This is a genomic window from Marinobacter sp. ATCH36, assembly GCF_023555055.1.
In the GTDB taxonomy this organism is placed as follows: Bacteria; Pseudomonadota; Gammaproteobacteria; order Pseudomonadales; family Oleiphilaceae; genus Marinobacter.
In genome coordinates, this window is record NZ_JAMJPL010000002.1 from 638,156 (window position 1) to 661,446 (window position 23,291).

21 protein-coding genes and 1 other RNA gene are annotated in these 23,291 nt (G+C 57.5%); 4 read left to right on the forward strand and 18 right to left on the reverse strand.

The window, feature by feature from the left end; translation table 11 throughout:
• Positions 1-61 precede the first annotated feature (61 nt).
• Positions 62-508: a DciA family protein gene (locus M8010_RS10730; protein ID WP_250091079.1), complete on the forward strand. Its 447-nt coding sequence runs from the start codon at positions 62-64 to the stop codon at positions 506-508.
• Positions 509-519: 11 nt separating this feature from the next.
• Here M8010_RS10730 and lpxC read toward each other — a convergent pair whose 3' ends face one another.
• The 18 genes from lpxC to rsmI all read right to left on the reverse strand — a co-directional run bounded on the left by lpxC (position 520) and on the right by rsmI (position 20,234).
• Positions 520-1,434 carry a UDP-3-O-acyl-N-acetylglucosamine deacetylase gene (gene lpxC, locus M8010_RS10735; protein WP_250091080.1) on the reverse strand — a complete coding sequence of 305 codons (915 nt, stop codon included), beginning with the start codon at positions 1,432-1,434 and terminating at the stop codon, positions 520-522.
• A 206-nt stretch (positions 1,435-1,640) separates the two neighbouring features.
• Positions 1,641-2,798 carry a cell division protein FtsZ gene (gene ftsZ, locus M8010_RS10740; RefSeq protein ID WP_250091081.1) on the reverse strand — a complete coding sequence of 386 codons (1,158 nt, stop codon included), beginning with the start codon at positions 2,796-2,798 and terminating at the stop codon, positions 1,641-1,643.
• Positions 2,799-2,898: 100 nt separating this feature from the next.
• Entirely contained in the window at positions 2,899-4,134 is a 1,236-nt protein-coding gene (gene ftsA / locus M8010_RS10745; RefSeq protein WP_250091083.1) for a cell division protein FtsA, read from the reverse strand.
• Positions 4,135-4,170: 36 nt separating this feature from the next.
• On the reverse strand, positions 4,171-5,010 hold the full coding sequence (locus tag M8010_RS10750) for a cell division protein FtsQ/DivIB (protein WP_250091085.1): 840 nt from the start codon (positions 5,008-5,010) through the stop codon (positions 4,171-4,173).
• Positions 5,003-5,977, reverse strand: coding sequence for a D-alanine--D-alanine ligase (locus tag M8010_RS10755; protein WP_284048050.1), 975 nt, complete (start codon positions 5,975-5,977; stop codon positions 5,003-5,005). The genes M8010_RS10750 and M8010_RS10755 overlap by 8 nt, the downstream gene beginning before the upstream one ends.
• On the reverse strand, positions 5,970-7,415 hold the full coding sequence (murC, locus tag M8010_RS10760) for a UDP-N-acetylmuramate--L-alanine ligase (protein ID WP_250091086.1): 1,446 nt from the start codon (positions 7,413-7,415) through the stop codon (positions 5,970-5,972). The genes M8010_RS10755 and murC overlap by 8 nt, the downstream gene beginning before the upstream one ends.
• Positions 7,408-8,493 (reverse strand): undecaprenyldiphospho-muramoylpentapeptide beta-N-acetylglucosaminyltransferase, encoded by a 1,086-nt coding sequence (gene murG / locus M8010_RS10765; protein WP_250091088.1) that lies wholly within the window; start codon positions 8,491-8,493, stop codon positions 7,408-7,410. Before murG ends, murC begins: the two co-directional genes overlap by 8 nt.
• On the reverse strand, positions 8,486-9,688 hold the full coding sequence (gene ftsW, locus M8010_RS10770; protein WP_250091089.1) for a putative lipid II flippase FtsW: 1,203 nt from the start codon (positions 9,686-9,688) through the stop codon (positions 8,486-8,488). Before ftsW ends, murG begins: the two co-directional genes overlap by 8 nt.
• The gene (gene murD, locus M8010_RS10775) at positions 9,688-11,028 is read right to left on the reverse strand and encodes a UDP-N-acetylmuramoyl-L-alanine--D-glutamate ligase (RefSeq protein WP_250091091.1); all 1,341 of its coding nucleotides are present in this window, start codon (positions 11,026-11,028) and stop codon (positions 9,688-9,690) included. Before murD ends, ftsW begins: the two co-directional genes overlap by 1 nt.
• Before the next feature lie 14 nt (positions 11,029-11,042).
• Positions 11,043-12,128: a phospho-N-acetylmuramoyl-pentapeptide-transferase gene (gene mraY, locus M8010_RS10780; protein WP_250091093.1), complete on the reverse strand. Its 1,086-nt coding sequence runs from the start codon at positions 12,126-12,128 to the stop codon at positions 11,043-11,045.
• Positions 12,113-13,504, reverse strand: coding sequence for a UDP-N-acetylmuramoyl-tripeptide--D-alanyl-D-alanine ligase (locus M8010_RS10785; RefSeq protein WP_250091094.1), 1,392 nt, complete (start codon positions 13,502-13,504; stop codon positions 12,113-12,115). Before M8010_RS10785 ends, mraY begins: the two co-directional genes overlap by 16 nt.
• A complete protein-coding gene (locus M8010_RS10790) occupies positions 13,501-14,988 on the reverse strand; it encodes a UDP-N-acetylmuramoyl-L-alanyl-D-glutamate--2,6-diaminopimelate ligase (RefSeq protein WP_250091096.1) in 1,488 nt (495 codons plus the stop codon). Before M8010_RS10790 ends, M8010_RS10785 begins: the two co-directional genes overlap by 4 nt.
• 4 nt (positions 14,989-14,992) lie before the next feature.
• Positions 14,993-16,732 (reverse strand): peptidoglycan D,D-transpeptidase FtsI family protein, encoded by a 1,740-nt coding sequence (locus tag M8010_RS10795; protein WP_250091097.1) that lies wholly within the window; start codon positions 16,730-16,732, stop codon positions 14,993-14,995.
• Between the two features lie 30 nt (positions 16,733-16,762).
• Positions 16,763-17,170: a cell division protein FtsL gene (ftsL, locus tag M8010_RS10800; RefSeq protein WP_250091099.1), complete on the reverse strand. Its 408-nt coding sequence runs from the start codon at positions 17,168-17,170 to the stop codon at positions 16,763-16,765.
• 31 nt (positions 17,171-17,201) lie between these two features.
• Complete coding sequence (rsmH, locus tag M8010_RS10805) at positions 17,202-18,161, reverse strand: 16S rRNA (cytosine(1402)-N(4))-methyltransferase RsmH (protein ID WP_250091102.1); 960 nt, start codon at positions 18,159-18,161, stop codon at positions 17,202-17,204.
• A complete protein-coding gene (gene mraZ / locus M8010_RS10810; protein ID WP_250091104.1) occupies positions 18,158-18,610 on the reverse strand; it encodes a division/cell wall cluster transcriptional repressor MraZ in 453 nt (150 codons plus the stop codon). The genes rsmH and mraZ overlap by 4 nt, the downstream gene beginning before the upstream one ends.
• 305 nt (positions 18,611-18,915) lie before the next feature.
• Positions 18,916-19,277: RNase P RNA component class A (rnpB, locus tag M8010_RS10815), an RNA gene on the reverse strand.
• Positions 19,278-19,340: 63 nt separating this feature from the next.
• Positions 19,341-20,234 carry a 16S rRNA (cytidine(1402)-2'-O)-methyltransferase gene (rsmI, locus tag M8010_RS10820; protein WP_250091169.1) on the reverse strand — a complete coding sequence of 298 codons (894 nt, stop codon included), beginning with the start codon at positions 20,232-20,234 and terminating at the stop codon, positions 19,341-19,343.
• 159 nt (positions 20,235-20,393) lie between these two features.
• Here rsmI and M8010_RS10825 point away from each other — a divergent pair, with 159 nt between their 5' ends.
• The 3 genes from M8010_RS10825 to M8010_RS10835 are packed head-to-tail and all read left to right on the forward strand — an operon-like array spanning position 20,394 to position 23,248.
• Positions 20,394-22,262, forward strand: a complete 1,869-nt coding sequence (locus tag M8010_RS10825) for a penicillin-binding protein activator (protein ID WP_250091105.1) — start codon at positions 20,394-20,396, stop codon at positions 22,260-22,262.
• A gap of 18 nt (positions 22,263-22,280) precedes the next feature.
• Entirely contained in the window at positions 22,281-22,655 is a 375-nt protein-coding gene (locus M8010_RS10830; RefSeq protein WP_250091107.1) for a YraN family protein, read from the forward strand.
• A 2-nt stretch (positions 22,656-22,657) separates the two neighbouring features.
• Entirely contained in the window at positions 22,658-23,248 is a 591-nt protein-coding gene (locus M8010_RS10835; RefSeq protein WP_250091110.1) for an SIS domain-containing protein, read from the forward strand.
• Positions 23,249-23,291 lie beyond the last annotated feature (43 nt).

Below are 23,291 nucleotides of genomic sequence, written 5' to 3' on the forward strand. Positions count from 1 at the left end.
CTATTAACCGTGCCGAAGTGTAACCAATTGTTACTGTTGTCGTCGAGAGTTACTGACTGCCATGAAAAAGAAAACCGACCTCGAATTGACCCCGGACAGTTTCTCCAGAGCCTCGGCATTGCGGGATCTGATGGCAAAGGCCCAACATCATGCCCGGGCCGAACAGATGGTTTTAACGGCACTGCCTGAGAGCCTTGCCAAGGGCACCCGCTTTGTCAGCTGCAAGGAAGGTGAACTGATACTGTCCGCCGCAACAGCCACGACCGCCAGCCAGATCCGGTTTCGTCAGCAAGAGATCATGGAGCAACTGCGCAAGCAGGAACTTTTCCGTTTTGTCTGGAAACTGAAAGTGAAGGTTGTCCCGCCAAGGTTCAGCGAGCGGCCAGAAAACAGGATGACACCCCTTAGTAACGAAAATGCCCGGCTCCTCAAAGAGGAAGCCGGGCACACGAAGGACAAACAATTGCGCGAGGTTCTCGAAAAACTCGCAAGCCACGTCCGGGATTAAGGCGTCCTGCCTCAGCCCGCCGCCAGCACGGGTTTCATATAGGATATCGGAGCAGCGGCCTCATCATCGAAGGTCACCACTTCCCAGGCATCCTCTTCCGCCCTGAGCTTACGCAGCAGCTTGTTGTTCAGGTCATGGCCGGATTTGATACCGCGGAACTCGCCAATCAGACTATTGCCCAACTGGTAGAGGTCACCGATGGCATCCAGCAGCTTGTGCTTGACGAATTCATCGTCGTAGCGCAGCCCGTCTTCGTTGAGAATTTTGTAGTCATCAACAACGATAGCGTTATCCACACTTCCGCCCAGCGCCAGGTTCATGGCGCGCAGCTTTTCAATGTCACGCATGAACCCGAAAGTCCGTGCGCGGCTGACTTCTTTCACGAAAGACGTGCTGGAGAAGTCAACGGTTGCAGTCTGGGCGCGCCCCTTGAATACAGGGTGATCGAAGTCGATGCCAAAACTGACCTTGAAGCCTTCGAATGGCAGCAGGGTCGCTTTTTTGTCACCTTCTTCAACCGTTACTTCACGCTTGATGCGGATGAATCGCTTAGCCGCGTCCTGCTCGGCAATGCCGGCAGATTGCAGAAGAAACACAAAAGGACCGGCAGAACCGTCCATGATGGGCACTTCCGCCGCGCTCAGTTCGACGAAGCAGTTATCAATCCCGAGACCAGCCATGGCTGACAACAAATGCTCTACTGTTGCAACCCGGACACCGTCTTTAAGCAGTGTCGTGGAAAGCATGGTCTCACCGACGTTTTCCGCACAGGCACGGATGTCGACCACAGGGTCGAGATCGGTACGGCGGAAAACGATGCCCGAGTCCACGGGTGCCGGCTTCAGGGTCAGGTAAACCTTTTCACCTGAGTGAAGGCCGACACCAGTGGCGCGGATGGTGTTTTTGAGTGTCCGTTGTCTGATCATCGGTACATATTTCCGTCACATAAATGCGATATAGTCGAGGCAAAAATCTGCCCGGAGAATACCAGAAAGTAAAACTGAATACCATTTAACCAATCGTAACGCTTCGTAATTCCGCGACTGGCTTGCCGGCGCATGGCCGGACTGGTAATCAGCACACGTCAATCAGCGAAAATGGTTCCACATTTGAACGCCCGTGTAACAGATTATCAGTCAGCCTGACGACGAAGGAATGCGGGAATATCGAGATAGTCGACTCCCTGCTCTTCGCGATCCTTGCTCTGATCAATCGCCACATTGCCATGGGCTACCGCCCTGCGTCGCAGCACTGCCGGTCGATCAAGTTGGTTGTAATCCGTTGTGCCGTCAAGGCTGCGGGTGTTGTCCACTACCTTGGTGGGTTTTTCGCGATCGCCACCCAGGCCGGTTGCAACCACCGTTACCTTGAGTTCGTCGGTCATTTCCGGATCGATGACCGTACCTACGACGACCGTGGCGGAATCGGATGCAAATTCGCGCACAATATCGCCAACCTCGGAGAATTCGCCCAGGTTGAGGTCCATACCCGCGGTGATGTTGACCAGGATACCCTTGGCGCCCTGCAGGTTGATATCTTCCAGCAGCGGGCTGCGTATAGCGGCTTCAGCGGCTTCGCGGGCCCGGTTCTCACCAGTGGCACGTGCGGTACCCATCATCGCGTTGCCCATTTCCGACATGACGGTTTTCACGTCGGCAAAGTCGACGTTGATCATGCCGTTGCGGGTAATCAGGTCGGCGATGCCCTGGACCGCACCCAGCAAAACGTCGTTCGCCGACGCAAAAGCGTCGAGCAGGCTGGTCTTCTTGCCCATCACCGCCAACAGCTTCTCGTTGGGAATGGTGATCAGGGAGTCGACCGTTTCTTCAAGTTCCTTGAGCCCCTCGTCTGCCACGCTCATGCGCTTGCCGCCTTCAAACATGAACGGCTTGGTGACAACAGCAACGGTCAGAATGCCCAGTTCACGGGCCACTTCTGCGACTACAGGAGCCGCACCGGTACCGGTTCCGCCACCCATACCGGCGGTAATGAACACCATATCGGCACCTTTCAGGGCCTCAGCGATGCGATCGCGGTCTTCCAGGGCGGACTGGCGTCCCACTTCCGGATTGGCTCCGGCACCCAGGCCCTTGGTGATATTGCCGCCAAGCTGGATGATCTGTCGTGCGTCCAGGTCCGTCAGGGCCTGGGCGTCGGTATTGGCGCAGATAAACTCCACACCTTCGATATCACTGTTGAGCATGTGACGTACGGCATTGCCGCCACCACCGCCAACACCCACTACTTTAATGACAGCGTTCTGCTGGACATTATCGACGAGTTCAAACATTCCCCTACTCCTTCGTGCTGTTTATCAGCCTTTTCCAGACTGATTTTTCGAGATTATGATTTTCGAGATACCTTCGTGTAATTCTTCTCCCGGCCCGCCGTCAGAAATGACCGGTGAACCAGGCTTTCATACGCTCAAACAGCGTGGGTGCATCTTCACCCTTAAGCGCGGGCGCCCGCCCCAAGTCCATCTGGCGGAAGCCATGAATCAACAACCCCACGCCCGTGGCGTAGATTGGGTTATTGACCACTTCCGTCATGCCGGAAACCGCCTGCGGACAGGCCAGCCTTACCGGCATGTGGAAGATCTCCTCGGCCAGTTCCACCACGCCTTCCATGGTTGAGGAACCGCCGGTAATCACAATGCCGGCCGGGATCATGTCTTCAAATCCCGAACGGCGCAGTTCTGACTGCACCAGGGTGAACAGCTCTTCGTAGCGGGGTTCCACCACCTCGGCGAGGGCCTGGCGGGAGAGATCCCGCGGCGCCCGGTCGCCCACGCTGGGCACCTTGATGGTTTCATCCGCCCCGGCCAGCTGCGTCAGGGCACAGGCATACTTGATCTTGATTTCCTCGGCATTCTGGGTCGGTGTGCGCAGCGCCATGGCAATGTCGTTGGTAACCTGATCACCGGCAATGGGTATTACCGCCGTATGGCGTATAGCGCCGCCGGTGAATACCGCAATATCCGTCGTGCCGCCACCAATATCGACCACGCACACACCCAGCTCTTTCTCATCCTCGGTGAGGATGGCGTGGCTGGATGCCAGTTGCTCAAGGATGATGTCATCCACTTCCAAGCCACAGCGTTTCACACACTTCTCGATGTTCTGGGCAGCGTTTACCGCACAGGTCACCAGATGCACCTTCGCCTCCAGGCGCACACCGGACATGCCCATGGGCTCCTTGATGCCCTCCTGGCTGTCAATCACGAACTCCTGAGGCAGAATATGGAGAATCTTCTGGTCCGCCGGAATAGCCACGGCCTGCGCCGCATCAATCACCCGGTCGATATCCGCCTGGGTAACCTCACGGTCACGGATAGCCACAATGCCATGGGAGTTCAGGCTCTTGATGTGGCTGCCGGCAATGCCTGCATACACCGAATGGATCCGGCAGCCGGCCATCAGCTCCGCTTCCTCCACCGCACGCTGTATCGCCTGGACAGTGGTCTCGATATTGACCACCACACCACGCTTGAGCCCGCGGGACGGGTTGGAACCGATACCCACCACTTCAATGGTGCCGTCCATTTTTCGCTTGCCGACAATCGCAACCACTTTCGAGGTTCCGATATCGAGGCCGACAATCATGTTTTCCGTTTCAACCGATGACATGTATTCCACCAAACCGTAGGTCTGAATTTAGCGTTGCTATGATTTTGACCGGGATGCCGTTTCCACCGGCTTCCACTGAACCGCTACGCCATTGCTGTAGCGGGCATCCACCCGGCTGACCTCATCCGCACGTGCAGCCAGCCGTTCCTGATAAACCGTAATAAACCGTTCGAAGCGCTCCTCCACCTGATCCCTGCCGAGAACCACTTCAATGCCATTGGCCATAGTCAGTGTCCAGGCACCCCGCTGTTCCAGGGTCAATCCTGCAAATCCGAGGTTATGTCCCGACAGCGTATCTGCCATACCACGTGCCATGCTGATCACTTCTTTGACTCGCTCGTCCGGCCCGGCAAGACGTGGCAGTTTTCCGGCCACTTCCGGATTGCCCGGGGTAAACAGCTCGCCATTACGGCTCACCAGCTGGTCGCTGTTCCAGTAGGCCAGCGGCTTCTTCTCGCGAACTTCTACCTGTAGCCGGTCTGGCCAGACCCGCTTGACCGCTGCCGACTCCACCCATGGCCTTTGCTCCAGACTGTCCTTGATGTCCGATAGGTCGGTGGCAAAAAAGCTCCGCCCGATCCATTTACCTGCACTGCGTTCCAGATCCGTTCTGTTTTCGCCCACCAGGGTTCCGGTCACATCAATACCCATTACCTGACGATCCATGGCACTGAGCACCTGGCTGGTCCCCCAGGGCACCATCGCTGCCAGCAGCACAATGAGCGCGCCCATCATTACCTGTCCCCAGGGCGCAGAAGCCAGAACCGCTTTCAGCAAACCAAACCGGTCCCGCTCAGGCCCCAGGGAAGTCGCTCCCTTGCGCCTGGGAGGGTCAGACGGGACCGCCCGACTCCGGATCAGCAGCCGTTCAAGCATCGCCAGCCTCCAGTGTGTCGGTAAGAATCCGCACCACCAGCTCTTCGAAACTGATTCCCGCCGCTTTGGCGGACATGGGTACCAGGCTGTGATCCGTCATTCCCGGAACTGTGTTAACTTCCAGCAACCAGAAGTCACCCTTCCGGTCCTGCATGATGTCGACCCGCCCCCAGGTGCGGCAGCCCAGAACCCTGAACGCTTCCAGTGCCAGGTGTTGCAGTTTCAGTTCGCTGTCCGGATCAAGCCCGCAAGGAATCTGGTAACGGGTGTCGTCGGCCAGGTACTTGGCGTCATAGTCATAGAACACGTGGTCCGTGCTCAGGCCTATGGCTGGCAAAGCCTGGTCCTGCAAAAGGCTGACCGTAAACTCTGGTCCCTCAACCCACTCTTCAATCAGAACCAGCGGATCCAGTATCGCTGCCTGTTCATAGGCTTCCACCAACTCCTGACGGCTCGCCACCTTGCGAATACCGATGCTGGAGCCTTCCCGCGACGGTTTGACACTCAGCGGCAGGGTCAGCTCCCGGAGAATGTTGTCGGCTTCGGACACCGAGCCCATGGCGTGAAACTTCGGTGTTGGCAAGCCGCAGCCTTCAAAAACGTATTTGGTCCGCAGCTTGTCCATGGCCAGTGCCGAGGCCAGGAGCTCGCTGCCTGTGTAGGGAATACCCGCCTGGGAAAGGATTGCCTGAATGGTGCCGTCCTCTCCGCCGCGGCCGTGCAATGCGATGAATACCCGGTCAAACTGAGGGTCTTCCACGGTTTTGAGCAGGCAGCCACGAACATCCACCGGGTAGGCGTCGACACCCGCGGACAGCAGGGCAGACAGCACCGCCTGGCCGCTTTTCAAAGAAACCTCTCGCTCAGCAGAGTCCCCGCCCATAAAGACGGCGACACGCCCGAATGCTTTCAGCATTGCCGGATCGGCCTGATAGCCCTGGGTATCCACCTTATTCAATTCACTCATCGGCAATCACTCCTGCCGCCGCCAGACGAGCCGCAACACCACCGATATCCCCCGCCCCCTGCGTAATCAGCAGGTCGCCATCGCGCAGGTTATTGGCGAGCAAGGCTTCAATCTCGCCGTTGTCTTCGACGAAAACCGGTTCAACGTTGCCGCGCTGGCGAATACTGCGACACAGCGCGCGGCTGTCCGCACCGGTAATGGCAGGCTCACCTGCGGAGTAGACCTCCATCAACAGCAGACCATCCACTTCCGACAACACCCGCACGAAATCCTCGTAAAGATCCCGGGTCCGGGTATAACGGTGGGGCTGGTACAACATCACCAGCCTGCGATCCGGCCAGGCGTCATGGGCTGCGCGAATAACCGCCTCGACTTCCGTGGGATGGTGGCCATAGTCGTCGATCAGCGTAATAGTGCCCTTGCGTGTCTTGTAATCGCCGTAGACCTGGAAGCGGCGACCAACACCGGCAAACCCCGCAAGACCACGACAGATAGCGCCATCGTCCACGCCTTCATCCGTGGCCACCGCAATGGAGGCCAGGGCATTGAGTACGTTGTGACGCCCGGGCATTTTCAGTTCCACGGCCAGGTCACTTCGTCCCCCGGGGCGACGAACAACAAAGCGGGTTCGGAGCCCATCGGACTGAATGTTCTCAGCACGGTAATCCGCCTCCGGGTTGTCGATGCCGTAGGTAATGATGGCGCGGGAAATTCTGGGAATGATTTCCTGCACGTAATCGTCATCCACGCACATCACTGCAACGCCGTAGAACGGCAGGTTATGGAGGAAGTCCACAAAGGTCTGTTTCAGGCGCCCGACGTCGCCGCCATAGGTATCCATATGGTCGGCTTCAATATTGGTGACAACCGAAATCACCGGAGTCAGGTGCAGGAACGACGCATCACTTTCATCGGCTTCTGCCACCAGATAACGGGACCCGCCCAACTGTGCATTCGTGCCGGCACTGTTAAGCTTGCCGCCGATCACAAACGTAGGGTCCAGGCCTGCTTCGGCCAGAACTGAGGCGATCAGGCTGGTCGTCGTGGTTTTACCGTGGGTCCCGGCCACGGCAATGCCATGGCGATAACGCATGATCTCCGCCAGCATTTCAGCCCGGGGTACGATCGGTACCCGCCTGCTGCGGGCAGAGGTAACTTCCGGGTTTTCTCCCGTCACAGCTGAGGAAACCACCACCACGTCCGCCTTGGCGCTGTTCTGTTCACGATGCCCGATGAAAACCTCGATGCCCATGGCAGTCAGGCGATCAGTCACCGCGCCTTCACGGATATCAGAACCGGAAACGTCATAGCCCTGGTTCTTCAGCACTTCGGCGATACCGCTCATGCCTGCACCGCCAATCCCCACAAAGTGGATGTTGCGGATACGGCGCATCTCAGGCACCTGATAGACCAGCGGGGGGTTAGTGGGCTCAGCCATTGGCGGCCTCCAGACAGTAATTCACGACTCTCTCCGTTGCATCAGGGCGGGCCAGCATCTTTGCGGCCTTCGCCATATCGATAATCCGGCTGCGATCCTTTCCAAGGTCCGTTAGGGTTTCCGCCAACAGATCCGCCGTCAGCTTTGGTTGTGGAATCAGAATCGCGCCTTTGGCTTCGACCATTTGCTGGGCGTTCCTGGTCTGATGGTCGTCCACGGCATGGGGAAAAGGCACCAGAACTGCACCGATACCAGCAACGCACAACTCTGAAACCGTCAAGGCGCCGGCCCGGCACAACACAATATCCGCCCAGCCATAGGCCTCAGCCATATCTTTGATAAAGGGTTCAACAGAGGCTTCTACGCTGTGTTCGCCGTACGCTTCCCGGGCTTCCTCGACATTCTTCTCGCCACACTGGTGTCGCACCGTCGGGCGCTCGGATTCAGGCATCGTCGCCAGGGCTGCGGGCACCGTGCGATTAAAGACCTGTGCACCAAGGCTGCCTCCCACCACCAGCACTCTGATCGCCCCGGCGCGGCCCGACATCCGCTGTTCCGGTTCCGGGAGTGCCGCCAGATCCTGCCTCACCGGGTTACCGGTACACCGGGTAACCACATCCGCACCGAAGCTACCGGGAAAGGCTTCCAACACCGTAGTGGCAAAGCGCACCAGAATCCTGTTGGTCATGCCCGCGATCGCATTCTGCTCATGGATGACCAGGGGCGCTTTGGTCAACCAGGCTGCGACACCACCGGGACCAGTCACGAACCCACCCATTCCGATCACGCAGTGGGGGCGGATGCCCCGGACAACGGTAAAAGCCTGACCCAGTGCCCGCATCAGTCTGAATGGCGCCATCAACAACGCCAGCCGACCCTTGCCCCGCAGGCCTGAAATCTGGATCAACGACAGGGGTATGTCGGTTTCGCTTATCAACCGCTCCTCCATGCCGCCCCGGGAGCCAAGCCAGAAAACGTCATGGCCCTTTTCCTGAAGCTTCCTTGCTGTTGCCAGGGCCGGAAATACGTGGCCACCGGTACCGCCGGCCATTATCAGAAAGCGCCGTTTATCAGTCATAAACCGCACCTCCCCTGGCCGCCGGCTTACGGGCTTTGTCACCGGCCACTTTTTCGCGGTCGATACGCTCCATTTCCACCCGCGCCAATACACCAATACAGACCGCGGTAATCATCAGGCTCGAACCGCCATAGCTCACCAGGGGCAGTGTCAGGCCCTTGGTTGGCAGCAGTCCGGTACTGACGGACATGTTGATACCGGCCTGCAAACCGATCAGCAGCGTGATGCCATAGGAGAAACACGCCGCGAATGGCATCCCAGCCTTTTCTGCCCTTCTGGCAATCACGAATCCTGTGACCACCAGAATGGTGAAAAGACCCAGCACGATAAGCGACCCGAGTAATCCAAACTCCTCGGCAATGATTGCGAAGATAAAATCGGTATGAGCCTCTGGCAGGTAAAACAGTTTCTGCACCGAGTTGCCAAGCCCCGTTCCGGCCCATTCGCCACGGCCAAAAGCTATCAACGACTGGGTGAGCTGGTAGCCGGTATCAAACTGGTCCTTCCAGGGATCGAGATAACTGACAACCCGCTTCAACCGGTAGGGCTGTGTGAACACCAGTACTGCACCCATGACGACCAGCACACCAATCAGAGGCATAAAGCGGCTCAGGCGAACCCCACTCAGAAAGATCATGCCGGCAGCCGCTGCCAAGAGTACTACCGTGGCCCCGAAATCAGGTTCGATAACCAGAAGAACAGACGCAATACCAAGAACACCAAGGGGCTTGAGAAACCCTGCCCAGGTATTCAGAAGCTCTTCCCGCCGACGAACCACGTACCCTGCCAGATAGGCAATCAGGCACAGTTTTGCGATCTCTGAAACCTGAACATTAAAGAGGCCGAAGGAGATCCAGCGGGTGGAGCCATTAACCGTGCGCCCCAGTGGCGTCAGAACCAGCAAAAGAGATAGCAGCCCGATTCCCAGCAGCAGCCAGCCACTGCGCTCCCACCAGGAGATCGGAACATTGACCGCAATCAGAGCGAACACACAACCGATGCCGGCAAAGATAAGCTGCCGGATCACATAGTGGTAACTGTTACCCATGGTTTCCGCTGCCATGTCCATGGATGCGGATGAAATCATGACAATGCCCATCACCAACAGTGCCGCAGAGCTGATGATCAGCAACGGCAACGGGCGCAGATCGCGGAACAGGCTTTGATGGCCAGAGAGCGACAGATCAGCGTTCATCAAAGCCCCTCCACCTGTTTACGAAAACTGTCTCCGCGATCCTTGTAATCGCGGAACATGTCGAAACTGGCACAGGCCGGAGATAACAGCACCCTGTCTCCCGGCTCTGCCAGATCTGCTGCCTTGTGGACCGCATCCTCCATGCTGGCGACGTTAACAACGTCAACCTGATCACCGAGTGCAGAGGCAATCAGCCCGGCATCGGCGCCAATCAGAACTGCAGCCCGACAATGGGCTAAAATCGGCCCTGCCAGCGGTGAGAAATCCGCACCCTTGCCTTCGCCACCGGCGATAAGAACGACTTTCCCGTCGGCTGGTACCAGGCTTTCGATGGCGGCCACAGTCGCACCCACGTTGGTACCCTTGGAGTCATTGATGTAATCCACGTCATCAACCCGACGGATGAACTCGCAGCGGTGCGGCAGCCCCCTGAAATTCCTTGCGGTCTCCAGCATCACAGCCATTGGCAGTCCCGCCGCATGTCCCAGTGCCAGCGCAGCCATCACATTACTGATGTTATGACGACCCATCAGGCCCAACTCATTGGCCAACAACAGGTTATCGAAGCCGAAAGTAATCCAGGTTCCCTCATCGTCATCCCGGGTGCTGAAGGTATCCGGGTTGACCCGGTGAAACCCGAAACACAGGAAACGGAGGCTGTCCCTCGCCATGGGTGTACTCAGTGCATCATCCAGGTTCACAACCGCATTCTTGCAGCCGTTGAAAATCCGCTGCTTGGCCTGGAAATAGGCCATCTTGGTGGGGTAACGGTCCATGTGGTCATCGCTGACGTTGAGGACTGTCGCAGCCAGGGCATTGAGCTCACGGGTTGTCTCAAGTTGAAAGCTTGATAGCTCCAGGACGTAGAGATCGGCACCGCGACCAAGCAGGTCCAACGCAGGCGTACCGATATTGCCGCCCACTTCCACGCGACGACCCGCTGCTTTGGCCATTTCCCCCACCAGGGAAGTCACCGTGGTTTTGCCGTTGGAGCCGGTAATGGCAACGATCGGTGCGTCCGCCGCTTCTGCAAACAGATCGATGTCACCACGGATCACGGCACCCTGCTCCGCTGCATGGCGGATAGCAGGTTCTGCAATGCTGATACCGGGGCTGACTACCAGTTCGTTGAAGCCGGCAAATACCTCTGGATCGAAATCACCCAGATACACGGGTAGCCCTGGCCAACCGGCGGTAAGTTGCTCCAGGCCGGGAGGCGAAGTACGACTGTCAGCCACGGCAACATCGCGGCCTTTTTCGCACAGATAGCGCACGCAGGAGAGCCCGGTTTGACCGAGCCCTACGACCAGCGTACGACGATCTGAAACGATGACACCCATGGTGCTCTGCTTCCCTATCTCAGTTTCAGGCTGGCAAGGCCAACCAGTACAAGTACAACGGTAACGACCCAGAAGCGCACAATTACGCGCGGCTCGGGCCAGCCTTTCAGTTCAAAATGGTGGTGCAATGGCGCCATGCGGAATATCCGCCGGCCGGTCAGCCTGAAAGACGCCACCTGCAGAATCACCGAGATGGTCTCCATCACGAACACACCACCCATGATAAAAAGCACAATTTCCTGCCGGACGATGACTGCCACAACGCCCAACGCTGCGCCAAGGGCCAGGGCACCCACATCCCCCATGAATACCTGAGCGGGATAGGTGTTGAACCACAGGAAACCCAGCCCCGCGCCCACCAATGCACCGCAGAAAACGATCAGTTCGCCGGTGCCCGGCAGGTGGGGTATCAATAGATAGTCGGCAAACTGCGCATGGCCGGAGACATAAGCAAAGATGCCCAGGGCCGCGGCAACCATCACCGTTGGCATAATCGCGAGGCCATCAAGTCCGTCGGTGAGGTTGACCGCGTTACTGCTACCAACAATCACAAAATAACTCAGCAGGATGAACAGAACCGGTCCCAGCGTCAGCGACACATCCTTCAGGAAGGGCACATAAAGCGAGGTCTCCTGGGGCAGCGAGGAACTCATGAATAGTGCCACGGCTGCTGTGGCACCAATCACCGACTGCCAGAAATATTTCCAGCGGCCCGGCAAACCGCGGGGATTGCGCTCAACCACCTTGCGATAATCATCGACCCAGCCGATGGCACCGAATAACAACGTAACCAGAATCGCAACCCAGACGTAGCGGTTGCTCAGGTCGGCCCAAAGCAGGGAGCTGACGGCCACAGCCACCAGAATAAGCGCACCGCCCATGGTTGGCGTACCTGCTTTACTCAGATGTGTCTGAGGTCCGTCATCACGCACCGCCTGACCAATCTGGTACTGGCTCAGTTTGCGAATCATGAACGGCCCAATGAGCAGGGAAATCAGCAATGCGGTCAGCACCCCGAAAATCCCCCGTACTGTCAGGTACTGGAAAACCGTCAGCGCTGAGAAGTAATGTGAAAGAGCCTCTGTCAGCCAGAGCAGCATGTGTTACCCACCTTTTCTTTTATTCCCTCCACCACGCTATCCATGGCGGAACTGCGAGAACCCTTGACCAGCACCGTCTGCGAATCGGCAGGCCCCTCCAACAGACGACGCACCGCGTCGTCATGGGTCGCACACACCTCAGCGGCATCTCCGAACCCTTCAACGTACCCTTCACAACCATTACCCACGACCAGCAAGCGCTCGACGCCCAGGGCTTTGGCAAACTCACCCACCTCACGATGCAGCGCCAGGCTATCCGGCCCCAGCTCCGCCATGGCTCCCAGCACCACAACACGATTGCCGGGACGCGATGCCAACACACCGAGTGCTGCCTTTATCGACGAAGGGTTGGCGTTGTAGCTGTCGTCGATGATCGTTAACCCGGGCGACAGCTCAAGAATCTGCAGGCGACCCTTTACCGGTTGCACTGACGCCAGCCCTTGCTGGACCGCTTCGTCGCTGGCACCCAGTTCACGCGCTGCTGCAAGCGCCAGCAATGCATTGGTTATATTGTGTTCACCGTGCAACGGCAGACTCACATCACAGAACCAGCCGTCAGGGCCACAGGCGCGGAAATTCTGCGAAGTGCCGTCATCGCGGAAAGCTTCGGAAAAATAGTCTCCACCGGCACTGGCCTTCATGCTGACACCAACAACCCGGCGCTCACCGGCTCGCCGTTGCCATTGCTCAAACGCAGGGTCATCCCGGTTCAGCACGACGAGGCCCGATTCGACGACACCATCGATGATTTCACCCTTGGCAAGTACGATATTGTCGTAGCCACCGAAACCCTCAAGATGGGCCTGCCCCGCATTGGTAAGCATTGATACATCCGGGCGCACGATGTTTACTGTGTGAGAAATCTCATTCAGTCCGCTGGCACCAAGCTCAATAGCCCCGAACTCATGTTCGGGAGCGAGTCGGAACAGAGTCAGGGGAACACCGATATGGTTATTGAGGTTGCCTTCGGTAGCCAGGGTGTTGCCAACACGCGAGAGAATTGCGGCAACCATTTCCCGCACTGTGGTTTTGCCACTGCTGCCGGTAATGGCTACAAACCGCGCCGGACTGGCGTTACGATTCCCCGCCGCCAGTTTTGCCAGCGCTTCTACAGTGTCTGGCACCAGGATCTGCGGAAGCGCCAGATCCGGGCTTGCCTTATCCACCACTGCAGCCACGGCGCCTGCCTTTTCGGCAACATCCAGATAGTCATGCCCATCAAAGTGCTCACCCCTCAGCGCTACAAACAGGTCGCCCCGGGCTATTTTCCGCGTATCGGTGGAGACGCCACGGAACACCAACCCTTCAAGACTGCCTCCAGCTCCTGTGCCGCCAACCCAGTTCAATGCCTCGGTCAAGGCAAACGCCTGCATCATGCGACACCTCCGTTCAGTGACAGCGCGTGCCTTACCTGCTCGGCATCGCTGAACGGAATCCGCTGCCCGGCCATTTCCTGCCAGGCTTCATGTCCCTTACCGGCAATCAGAACAATGTCCCCTTCCACCGCTGAGTGAATAGCCTGACGAATGGCCTCGGCGCGATCGTGGATAACTGCAACCCGGTCCGGGTGAACGAACCCGGCCACGATATCCGCCGTAATAATGTCCGGGGCCTCGTTGCGGGGATTGTCATCCGTCACGATAACCACGTCGGCTGCCTGTTCCGCTTCCCGCGCCATCTCCGGGCGCTTGCCGGTGTCGCGGTCCCCACCGCAGCCGAAGACACAGAACAGGCGGCCACTCACGTGAGGGCGCAATGCTGCCAGGGCGCTGTTCAGGGCATCGGGAGTATGGGCGTAATCCACAACCACACGGACACCGTTTGCGCCGGCAAATGGCTCCAGTCGCCCCGGTGGCGGTGACAGGCGCTCGACCGCGCGCTGCACCCGCTCCACCGGAACACCGAGGCTGAGAACTGCTGCCATGGCCGCCAGAATGTTGCTGACATTGAAGCTGCCCAGTACCGGCGCAGAAATCGTGAATCGGCCCCATAAACCGTCGACACTGGCATGAAACCCGTCAATGGACGGCGAGAACTCTGTCAGCCAGAGCTCAGTCTGGGCTTCGTGCAGACTGTAACGGACACGGTCGCACTTGCCCTCAAGCTGTTCATACAACTGCCGGCCGAATGGGTCATCAAAGTTGACCACGGCGAAATGCAATTCCTCACGCTCGAACAGGCGCGCTTTTGCAGCACCATAGGCCTCCATGGATCCATGATAATCAAGATGATCCCTGGTGAGGTTGGTAAACACCGCTCCAGTCATCGTCAGGTTATCAATGCGCCCCTGGTCCAGAGCGTGAGAAGACACCTCCATCGCCGCTGCGCGCCCACCCTGGGCAATAATCTTCGACAGAACGCGATTGACCTGAACAACATCCGGTGTCGTGTGCGACCCCTGCTGCAGTGAACCGGGCATGCCGTAACCAACTGTGCCTATCACCCCACAGGGGGTGCCGGTTTCCTGCAACAGCGTCGCTATGTAGTGACTGACCGAAGTTTTGCCATTGGTGCCGGTCACGCCTATCAGCCGCAATCGCTGGGATGGGTGTTCGAAGAACCGGTCTGCGATCTTACCGAGTTGGGGCCGCAAATCTGTCACCGGTACAATCAGCACACCTTCATGTTCGTGGCACTCTTCGTCTGCTTGTGTTGTCTCAAGCAGGATAACGGTGGCGCCAGCGCCGATGGCATGCTCTATGTAATGGTCCGCGGGCGTTCGGGCGCCAGCCAGAGCAATAAACGCATCGCCGGCTCTGACCTCCCGGCTGTCGGTTTTCAGGCCGTGAATTGTGACATCAAACACCGATGGCACTGGTGCTATCCCCTGCAACAATGTGCTGAGCGATGTAATACACATAACCCTAACCCCGCTCCCCGGAAGCCCGACGCGGCTCTTTCGCCTCGCCAAGCTCCAGTTCCGGCTTTACGTTCAGCAGCCGTAACGCGTCTCCCATCACCCTGGCAAATACCGGTGCCGCAACTTCGCCACCGTAATATTCTCCAGACTGGGGAGCATCAACAGCCACCACTGTGACAATTCTCGGATTGTCGATTGGAGCCATACCGGCAAATATTGCCTTGTACTGACTGTCTTCATATCCACCCTTGCCGACCAGGTGAACGGTTCCGGTTTTGCCCCCGGCGGAGTAAAAGCCCGGCTGAGCGCGTTTTCCGGTACCGTTTTCCACCACTTCCCGCAACATTTCCCTGATCTGAAATGAGACGTCCTCAGAAAGAACTCGTTCCCCGACCGGCCGTTCCTCAGTTTTCAACAGGCTTAACGGGTAGCGAATACCACCATTGGCCAGCACCATGTAAGCCTGCGCTAATTGAAGAGCGTTGACGCTCATGCCGTAGCCATAAGACAGGGTTGCCTCTTCAACTGGCCTCCATTTCGGTGGCGCAGGCAACACGCCAACCGCCTCTCCGGGAAAGCCAATCCCCGTGGGTTGCCCCAGCCCCAGGCGGGCGTACAGATTTCTTATGGTGTCTCCACCCAGCTCGGTGGCAATCTTGCTGATACCCACGTTGCTCGACTTCGCAATCACGTCAGTCAGGCTGATCACGCCATAATTCCGGTGATCACGAATCGTGAAACGACCAAAGCGCCGAAAACCCGGCGCCGTGTCTATAGTGCTTGATGCCTTGAATTTTCCTGACTCCAGGGCCGCCGCCATGGAAACCGGCTTCATCGTCGACCCGGGCTCAAACAGATCGGTAATCGCCTTGTTTCGCAATCGGTCAGGGCTGAGCTGGGTGCGGTCGTTGGGGTTATAAGAGCCCTGGTTCACCATGGCCAGCACTTCGCCGGTGTCTACATCCAGCATCACCAAGGTGCCACCTCTGGCACCGTGCGCACCCACCACTGCCTTGAGCTCGCGATACGCCAGATATTGCAGCCGCAGGTCAATGCTGAGAGACAGGTTGCGACCGGGTTTGGCATCACGAATAAGGGTCAGATCCTTGATCACCCGGCCGCGATTGTCCTTGAGCACACGTTTGCGACCGCTTTCGCCACTCAACCACTGGTTGTAGGCCAGTTCGATGCCTTCCTGACCGCTTTCATCAATATTTGTAAAACCGACAACATGGGAGGTCACCTCTCCGGCCGGATAATAACGGCGATACTCCTGGCGGCTGTACAATCCGGGAATGCCCATGGAAAGCACCTGCCTTGCGGTCTCCGGCTGCAGTTTGCGACGCAGATAGACAAACTCCCGTTCTGAATATTTCCGCAGGCGCTCCCGCAGCCTGGCCTCATTGAGACCAAGTAACCGCGCGACATTCGTCAACCCGGGTTCTGCAGCATCGATCTCGGACGGATTGGCCCAGATCGTCTGAACCGGCGTGCTGACCGCCAGCGACTCACCATGACGGTCGGTGACGACCCCGCGGTGGGCATCAATGCTTTCTACCCTTATAGTCCTGACATCACCCTGCTTTCGCAGGAACTCGTTATCCACAACGTGCAGGTCGACCAGACGCCAGGCCAGGGCACCGACCACCAGGAGAAACACACCCAGCACGGTGCCATACCGCCAGGCTCCAAGCCCGGCAGCCAGTCGCTGGCCCCATGTTGCTGTCTTTCCCTGATCGGACAATGTCTTCACCTTACGGTTTGTTATGTTCGTTTAGCGAGCCCCGACAAGTGGCGCCATCAATGGCACCAGGACGATGTCCTGTTTGCCAGGTACAACCATGTCAAAACGTTCAGCAGCCAACTGCTCTACCCGTCCATGAGCACTCAGCGCACTTTGCTCCAGCAGAAGCTGGCTCCACTCCCGCTGGTAATTATCACGCTGCTGCTGCAACTGGGACAGAGTATTGAACAGCTCCCGGTTCTCGTGGGCACTGACCACAACACCCAGCGATGACATCACCAGAAGCATCACCAATCCCATGGATATCAGTACATGCTTTTGTTGAAGCGCTGCGAATACCTGCTGCGACAGTCTGACTGCCGTAGCTACACTATCCCTGACACGCTGTTTGTTAAGTCGTGCTGTCTTTGTCGGCCTTTCAATGGCTACCGCGCCCATCGTTACGCGCTCCCTACCTGTTTTACTTGTGTTATTCCGATATCCGCTCAAGAACACGCATGACCGCGCTTCTCGCCCGTACGTTGTCACCCACTTCTTCCGAATCCGCTTTGTTCGCCTTGCCGATCAGCCGGAATGCCGATGCTTCCTGCTCCGCAGTCACCGGGACGCCTTTTGGCAGCCTCGGGCCACGAGCCAGGTCCCGCATGAACCGCTTGACCAGCCGGTCTTCCAGTGAATGAAAGCTTATAACCACCAGCCTTCCACCGGGCATCAGCTTTTCAGCGGCAGCACCAAGCCCGGCTTCCAGGTCTTCCAGCTCCCGGTTGATAAAAATCCGGATTGCCTGAAACGTCCGGGTAGCCGGATGCTTGTGCTTTTCCTTTTTTGGAACCGCCTCACTCACCAGTGATGCCAGTTGATGTGTGGTCTCGAGCGGAGCTTCCTTACGGCGCTCCACAACGAGACGGGCGATACGGCGGGAGAACTTCTCCTCACCGTATCGCCAGATAACGTACGCAATGTCTTTTTCGTCCGCTTCGGCCAGCCACTGCGCCGCACTCGGCGCCTGGCCCGGATCCATTCTCATATCCAGCGGTCCATCCCGCATAAAGCTGAATCCCCGGGTCGCGTCATCCAGCTGCGGGGATGAGACACCAAGATCCAGCAGCACGCCATTAACCTTCATCCATCCCTCGGCGTCGGCAGCCTTACCCAATTCGGCAAAGGAGCCGTGGAACGCTCGAAAACGCGAGTCTTCAAGCGCAAGCTCACGAGCTACCCGCATAGCTTCAGGATCCTTGTCGATACCCAGCAGCTTTCCGCCCGACCCAAGCTGACTGAGAATCAGGCGACTGTGGCCACCGCGACCGAAGGTGCCATCGATATAAATCCCATCCGGATCGTTAACCAGCAGATCGACCGCCGAGTCCAGGAGCACAGAACGATGCCGGTACTGCGCGGCCGGCCCCTGTCCGCGGCCAGTGGTCATAGCGACAGTGCCTCCATTTCCGGTGGCATTTCGTCTTCATCCGACGACTCGTCGAGCCATGCGAACCAGCGCTCTTCACTCCAGAGCTCCAGTTTTTTGCCCTGACCAATCAACATCAGCTTTTTCTCGAGGCGCGCATAACTGCGCAATGTGGGCGGCACCAGGATTCTGCCGGCAGAATCCAGCTCCAGCTGCGTGGCATGCCCCAGCAGCAGGCGCTGCAGCCTGCGGGCCGCCTTGTTCATGTTGGGAAGGGCTTCGATCTGTGGCCTCAGTGCTTCCCACTGCGGCTCCGGATAGACCAACAGACAGCGCTCTTCATCGGCATTGGCCGTCAACACAATGCGGCCGCCACAGGCGTGCGCGAGCTCCTCACGCACTTTGGCGGGGATCGCAAGGCGACCCTTCGCATCCATATTGATGGCATGACTGCCAAGAAAATTGCTCATTTGCACCAATTCCGGGGTTTAGAAACCACAAATAACCACTAGAAACCACTTTTTCCCACTTGTGCACACTATAGAAACACGCAATACACAATGCAAGCGCCGCGAACAGCGCCAGACTCGGGAAAGTTCCTTTTATGACAAGAGGTTACATAACAAGATTGGTGAAAGGCTGGAGATTACGAAAAAGAAAAACCTAAAAATCAATCACCTGCAGACAGAACTGAAGAGGAAAAGTGAGCTCTAAGATTTTTTGGCTATAAAAGCTTGCTGGTGAGAATGACAAATGTCACACAAAGCGGAAAGAAAAAAAGAGCTCGCCGGTAAGCCGGGTTCTGTCTGGGACAGTCATTCATCTAGGGCCTGCGTCACCACAGGCCTCAAGCGACCTACCCGAATCCAGCGCGGGCCGCGCCATAGGATTCCTATTTGGTCTTGCTCCAGGTGGGGTTTACCATCGCCGTGAACTGTTGCCAGTCACGCGGTGCGCTCTTACCGCACCATTTCACCCTTACCGGTGCCCGCGAACATGTCACGGCCACTTAGGCGGTATACTTTCTGTTGCACTTTCCGTCGGCTCGCGCCGCCCAGGCGTTACCTGGCACCTTGCCCTATGGAGCCCGGACTTTCCTCCCCCGGTAAAACCGGCGGCGACTGTCTGGCGAGCTCGGGCGAGACCATACTCCAGCTCATGATGGCAGGCAAGGGAAAACGCAAAACATCAACACGTCGGTCATTCCGCCTTCAACTCCAGCGCGCGCTGATAAAGTTCGTTCTTGGAGCTACCCGTCAAATCCGCCGCCAGCTTCGCCGCCTTTTTCACCGGCAATTCCCTCAACAGTAGACTCAATACACGATCCACTTCGATTGAGCCAACGGCAGTTTCTGCATCGCTGGCACCGTGCACCATAACCACGAATTCGCCGCGACTGCCGTGGGGGTCGGCCTCAAGAGCCTCTGCCACCGACCTCGCTGCACCTGCATAGAATGTCTCGAAGGCTTTCGTAAGCTCCCGCGCCAACACCAGCTCCCGCTCGCTTCCCATGACCAGTTCGATATCCCTGACAGCATCAACAATTCGGTGCGGCGATTCATAGAACACCAGGGTTGCCGTCTCTCTGGCCAGTCGCTCCAGTGCAGCTTTTCTTGCGCCCCGCTTGGCCGGCAGAAACCCCTCGAACAGGAAACGGTCGGTCGGCAGACCCGCTGCACTCAGCGCTGAAACAAGAGCGCAGGCCCCGGGCACCGGGCTGACCCGAAACCCTCGCAGCCGCGCCTCGCGCACAAGCACATAGCCCGGATCAGAGATCAGCGGCGTGCCTGCATCGGAAATCAGCGCAACGTCCTGGGAGGCAGCAAGCCTGTCCAGAACCTGACCGACCTTGTCCCGCTCATTATGATCGTGTAACGCCATCATGGGCTTGCTTATACCCAGGTGCTGCATCAGGCGACCACTATGCCGGGTATCTTCTGCTGCGATCACTGAAACCCGTGATAAAATCGTCGCGGCCCTGGGAGACATATCGTCCAGATTACCGATGGGAGTAGCCACTATATAGAGTGTGCCAGAGTATTCTGGCTGATGATTCTCGGAATGCACGAACACCTCTCTTTTGCTCCAGCGCATGACACCAACGTCATGTGAATTCACGTGGGAGCTGTTAAACTTGCGGGCCTGATTAAGCAAACCAATTACAGGAAGCCCGGCGGGAACAGGGCTTCCGGCATGATGCCGCCGATTACCCGGCGCCACAAGCGTAATAACCCGGAGTATTGTGAGCCAGCCATGACCAGATACCGTCTGAACCTGAGAATCACCGCCCTAATGATGGCGTTGGCACTGCTGTTTGCGGGTTGCGCCAGTGTGAACCTCGAATCTCACGTTGCCGAGAGCGCCAACGAAGCCCTTGATGTCGCTGCCATTGTATCCGACCGGAGAGAGGCACAGGCCTACCTGTTACGCGCCGCGGACAGATTTCAGAGTCAGAACCAGCACCGGGACGCCAGAACACTCCTGCAAAGTGACCAGTTTGACTCACCTGACGACGAAACCGCTAACCAACTGGCGCTCCTGTCGATGGCAAGCGCAACAGCCCTGGACGATGCCCGGTGGGCAGCGGAAGTCGCATCACGGATTGAACCCGATTTTTTTCTCAACTTCGAACCGGGCCTGATCAACCGTGCAGGAAGACTCCAGGAGCAGACCTACGTGCTTGCGGACGATAACCTGGCAGCTGCCGTCACCCTGATACTTCTGGCAGAGGCAGACACCGACGCAGACACCCAGTCACTCCACGACGCCATCTGGCAGAATCTGAAAAAGACCTCTGACAGTGAACTCGCGGATGTGGAGGGTCGCGCTATCGGTTATCAGGCTCAGGGCTGGCTTGAGCTGGCGGGCATTCTCAGAGAGCCGGATGCCAGCCTGGACGAGCAAGGCAGAATGATCCGCAGCTGGCAAAACAACTGGCCGGACCATCCCGCAGCCTCTATGCCGCCAGCAGAGCTGCAGCTTATTGCCAGCCTGGCCGAGACCCGCCCGGAAAGAATCACACTGGCAGTTCCACTCAGCGGTCCCCTATCCAGCGCCGGCGCGGCCATCCGCGATGGCTTCTTCGCTGCCTATTATGAGGACGATTCCGCGGATCGCTCCAAGATCAGCGTCCGGGTCGTGGACACGTCTGACCGCTCCTTCCCCCAACTTTATCGCGAACTGGCCGATGAGAATCAGGACCTGATCGTCGGCCCGCTGGAGAAGGACGCACTGGCCACATTGTCTGATATGGAATCATTGCCGGTTCCGGTTCTTGGGCTGAATTATTTGCCCTCGAATACTGAAGCTCCTTCCGGGCTGTACCAGTTCGGTCTCTCCGCAGAAGATGAAGCACGACAGATCGCCGACCGCTTGGCGGCCGAGGGTATCAACCAGATTCTTGTACTGATCCCTGCTGGGGAGTGGGGTGACAGACTTGAGGGCGCCCTGCTGCAACGCCTGGAACAAAAGGAAGGTGTCGCGTTAGATATAGAGCGCTACTTCCGCGAAGACAATCTGCGAGCAGTGACCGCTGATTTGCTGGGGATCACCGTCTCCCGTAATCGCGCCATTGATGTTGAGCGCACCGCCGGCATCGACGTAGAGTTCGAACCGAGGCGCCGGCAGGATGCTGATGGCATCGTTATGGTCGCCGAGCCTACGGTTGCAAGACAGTTCAAGCCATTATTCGCCTTCTATTTTGGTGGCGACCTGCCGGTTTACTCTCCCTCCATGGTCTATGAGGGCAATCCGGACCCATCCCGGGATCGCGACCTGAATGACGTTATTTTTACCGACACTCCCTGGATACTTGAAGAAGACAACCAGTTCCGTGCGGTTGTGAAAGACGTCATGCCGGATATCAAAGGCCAGCTTGGTCGCCTGTTCGCCATGGGCGCAGACGCCTGGCAACTGAGCAAGCGCCTTCCCCTGCTCCAGCATGTTGACGGCGCAACCATTGACGGACAGACCGGTGAAATGGCCATGACTCCTGACGGCAGCATTCACCGGGAACAACTGTGGGCACGCTTCCGCAACGGAACCCCGGAGAGACTGCCGGAACTTGAAGAGCCCACGGCCAGCGAAGTACAGGAAATCGACGAGCTGCCCAGACAGGAATAACAAACACAGAGTGTAGCCATGGACGGCGATCAGAAAACCCGAAAGGCGACCGGCAACGTTGCGGAGGGTGTCGCCGCACGCTACCTGATGAGTCGTGGCGTTAATATCCTTGAACGAAACGTCTTCAGCCGTGGCGGTGAAATTGACTTGGTCGGCATTGATAACGGAACCCTGGTCTTTTTCGAAGTTCGCTTCCGGGGAAGTGGCAGCCTCGCCAGCGCGGCGGAATCCATAACTCCTACCAAACAGAAGCGACTGATCAGGGCGGCCTCGTTCTATCTCCACAAGCATGGTCTGTGGAATGCCTATAGCCGAATCGACGTTGTTGCTATCGCCCCGGGTGAACGCACAAAATACCGGATACAATGGATCAAGAACGCCATCCAGGCCTGACTATGACCGATACAGAACAACAGATAAATCAATGGTTCGCCAATCATATGGAGCACACCGCGCACGCTGCCAGCTCCTCAGCGCCGGGCATAGAAAGAGCCTCGGACGCCCTCGTTGGCACCCTGCTCAGTGACGGCAAGATTATTACCTGTGCCAACGGTAATGCCAACATCCTGGCCCAGTACTTCTGTACCGCCCTGCTGAATCGATTCGAGCAGGATCGCCCGGCACTACCGGCGATCAACCTTGGAGCAGACGCAACAACCTATTCTGCGATCTGCCGCGACAATCGTTTCAACGACACATTTTCCAGGCAAGTGCGGGCCATTGGCAAAACCAACGATGTGTTAATGGTGTTTGTTGACGATGGCCACAAAGCCAATCTCATACAGGCAATACAGGCAGCCCATGACAGGGAAATGAATGTGGTGGTGCTCAGTGCCAAGGAAAAAACCGACATCACGTCACTGCTACACCCCGAAGATCATGAGATTGCGCTCGACAATCTTTCACCGACTGCAGCAACGCCTATCATGCTGGTCATTATCAACGCCCTGTGCGGGCTGATTGACGAAAAACTCTTCGGCGGGTAACGGATAGCAAAAAAGCCAGCTGGTTTCGCAGCTGGCTTTTATG

Excerpts from the sequence above, each read along its gene's own strand:
- M8010_RS10755 (WP_284048050.1), bottom strand. The coding sequence starts at position 5,977 with ATGAGTGAATTGAATAAGGTGGATACCCAGGGCTATCAGGCCGATCCG.
- rsmI (WP_250091169.1), bottom strand. The coding sequence starts at position 20,234 with ATGCGCTGGAGCAAAAGAGAGGTGTTCGTGCATTCCGAGAATCATCAG.
- mraZ (WP_250091104.1), bottom strand. The coding sequence starts at position 18,610 with ATGAGCAATTTTCTTGGCAGTCATGCCATCAATATGGATGCGAAGGGT.
- M8010_RS10790 (WP_250091096.1), bottom strand. The coding sequence starts at position 14,988 with ATGTGTATTACATCGCTCAGCACATTGTTGCAGGGGATAGCACCAGTG.
- ftsL (WP_250091099.1), bottom strand. The coding sequence starts at position 17,170 with ATGGGCGCGGTAGCCATTGAAAGGCCGACAAAGACAGCACGACTTAAC.
- M8010_RS10830 (WP_250091107.1), top strand. The coding sequence starts at position 22,281 with ATGGACGGCGATCAGAAAACCCGAAAGGCGACCGGCAACGTTGCGGAG.
- mraY (WP_250091093.1), bottom strand. The coding sequence starts at position 12,128 with ATGCTGCTCTGGCTGACAGAGGCTCTTTCACATTACTTCTCAGCGCTG.
- ftsA (WP_250091083.1), bottom strand. The coding sequence starts at position 4,134 with ATGTCATCGGTTGAAACGGAAAACATGATTGTCGGCCTCGATATCGGA.
- ftsW (WP_250091089.1), bottom strand. The coding sequence starts at position 9,688 with ATGAACGCTGATCTGTCGCTCTCTGGCCATCAAAGCCTGTTCCGCGAT.
- M8010_RS10750 (WP_250091085.1), bottom strand. The coding sequence starts at position 5,010 with ATGCTTGAACGGCTGCTGATCCGGAGTCGGGCGGTCCCGTCTGACCCT.
- murG (WP_250091088.1), bottom strand. The coding sequence starts at position 8,493 with ATGACTGATAAACGGCGCTTTCTGATAATGGCCGGCGGTACCGGTGGC.
- murD (WP_250091091.1), bottom strand. The coding sequence starts at position 11,028 with ATGGGTGTCATCGTTTCAGATCGTCGTACGCTGGTCGTAGGGCTCGGT.
- M8010_RS10825 (WP_250091105.1), top strand. The coding sequence starts at position 20,394 with ATGACCAGATACCGTCTGAACCTGAGAATCACCGCCCTAATGATGGCG.
- M8010_RS10730 (WP_250091079.1), top strand. The coding sequence starts at position 62 with ATGAAAAAGAAAACCGACCTCGAATTGACCCCGGACAGTTTCTCCAGA.
- M8010_RS10785 (WP_250091094.1), bottom strand. The coding sequence starts at position 13,504 with ATGATGCAGGCGTTTGCCTTGACCGAGGCATTGAACTGGGTTGGCGGC.
- M8010_RS10835 (WP_250091110.1), top strand. The coding sequence starts at position 22,658 with ATGACCGATACAGAACAACAGATAAATCAATGGTTCGCCAATCATATG.
- murC (WP_250091086.1), bottom strand. The coding sequence starts at position 7,415 with ATGGCTGAGCCCACTAACCCCCCGCTGGTCTATCAGGTGCCTGAGATG.
- lpxC (WP_250091080.1), bottom strand. The coding sequence starts at position 1,434 with ATGATCAGACAACGGACACTCAAAAACACCATCCGCGCCACTGGTGTC.
- rsmH (WP_250091102.1), bottom strand. The coding sequence starts at position 18,161 with ATGACCACTGGCCGCGGACAGGGGCCGGCCGCGCAGTACCGGCATCGT.
- ftsZ (WP_250091081.1), bottom strand. The coding sequence starts at position 2,798 with ATGTTTGAACTCGTCGATAATGTCCAGCAGAACGCTGTCATTAAAGTA.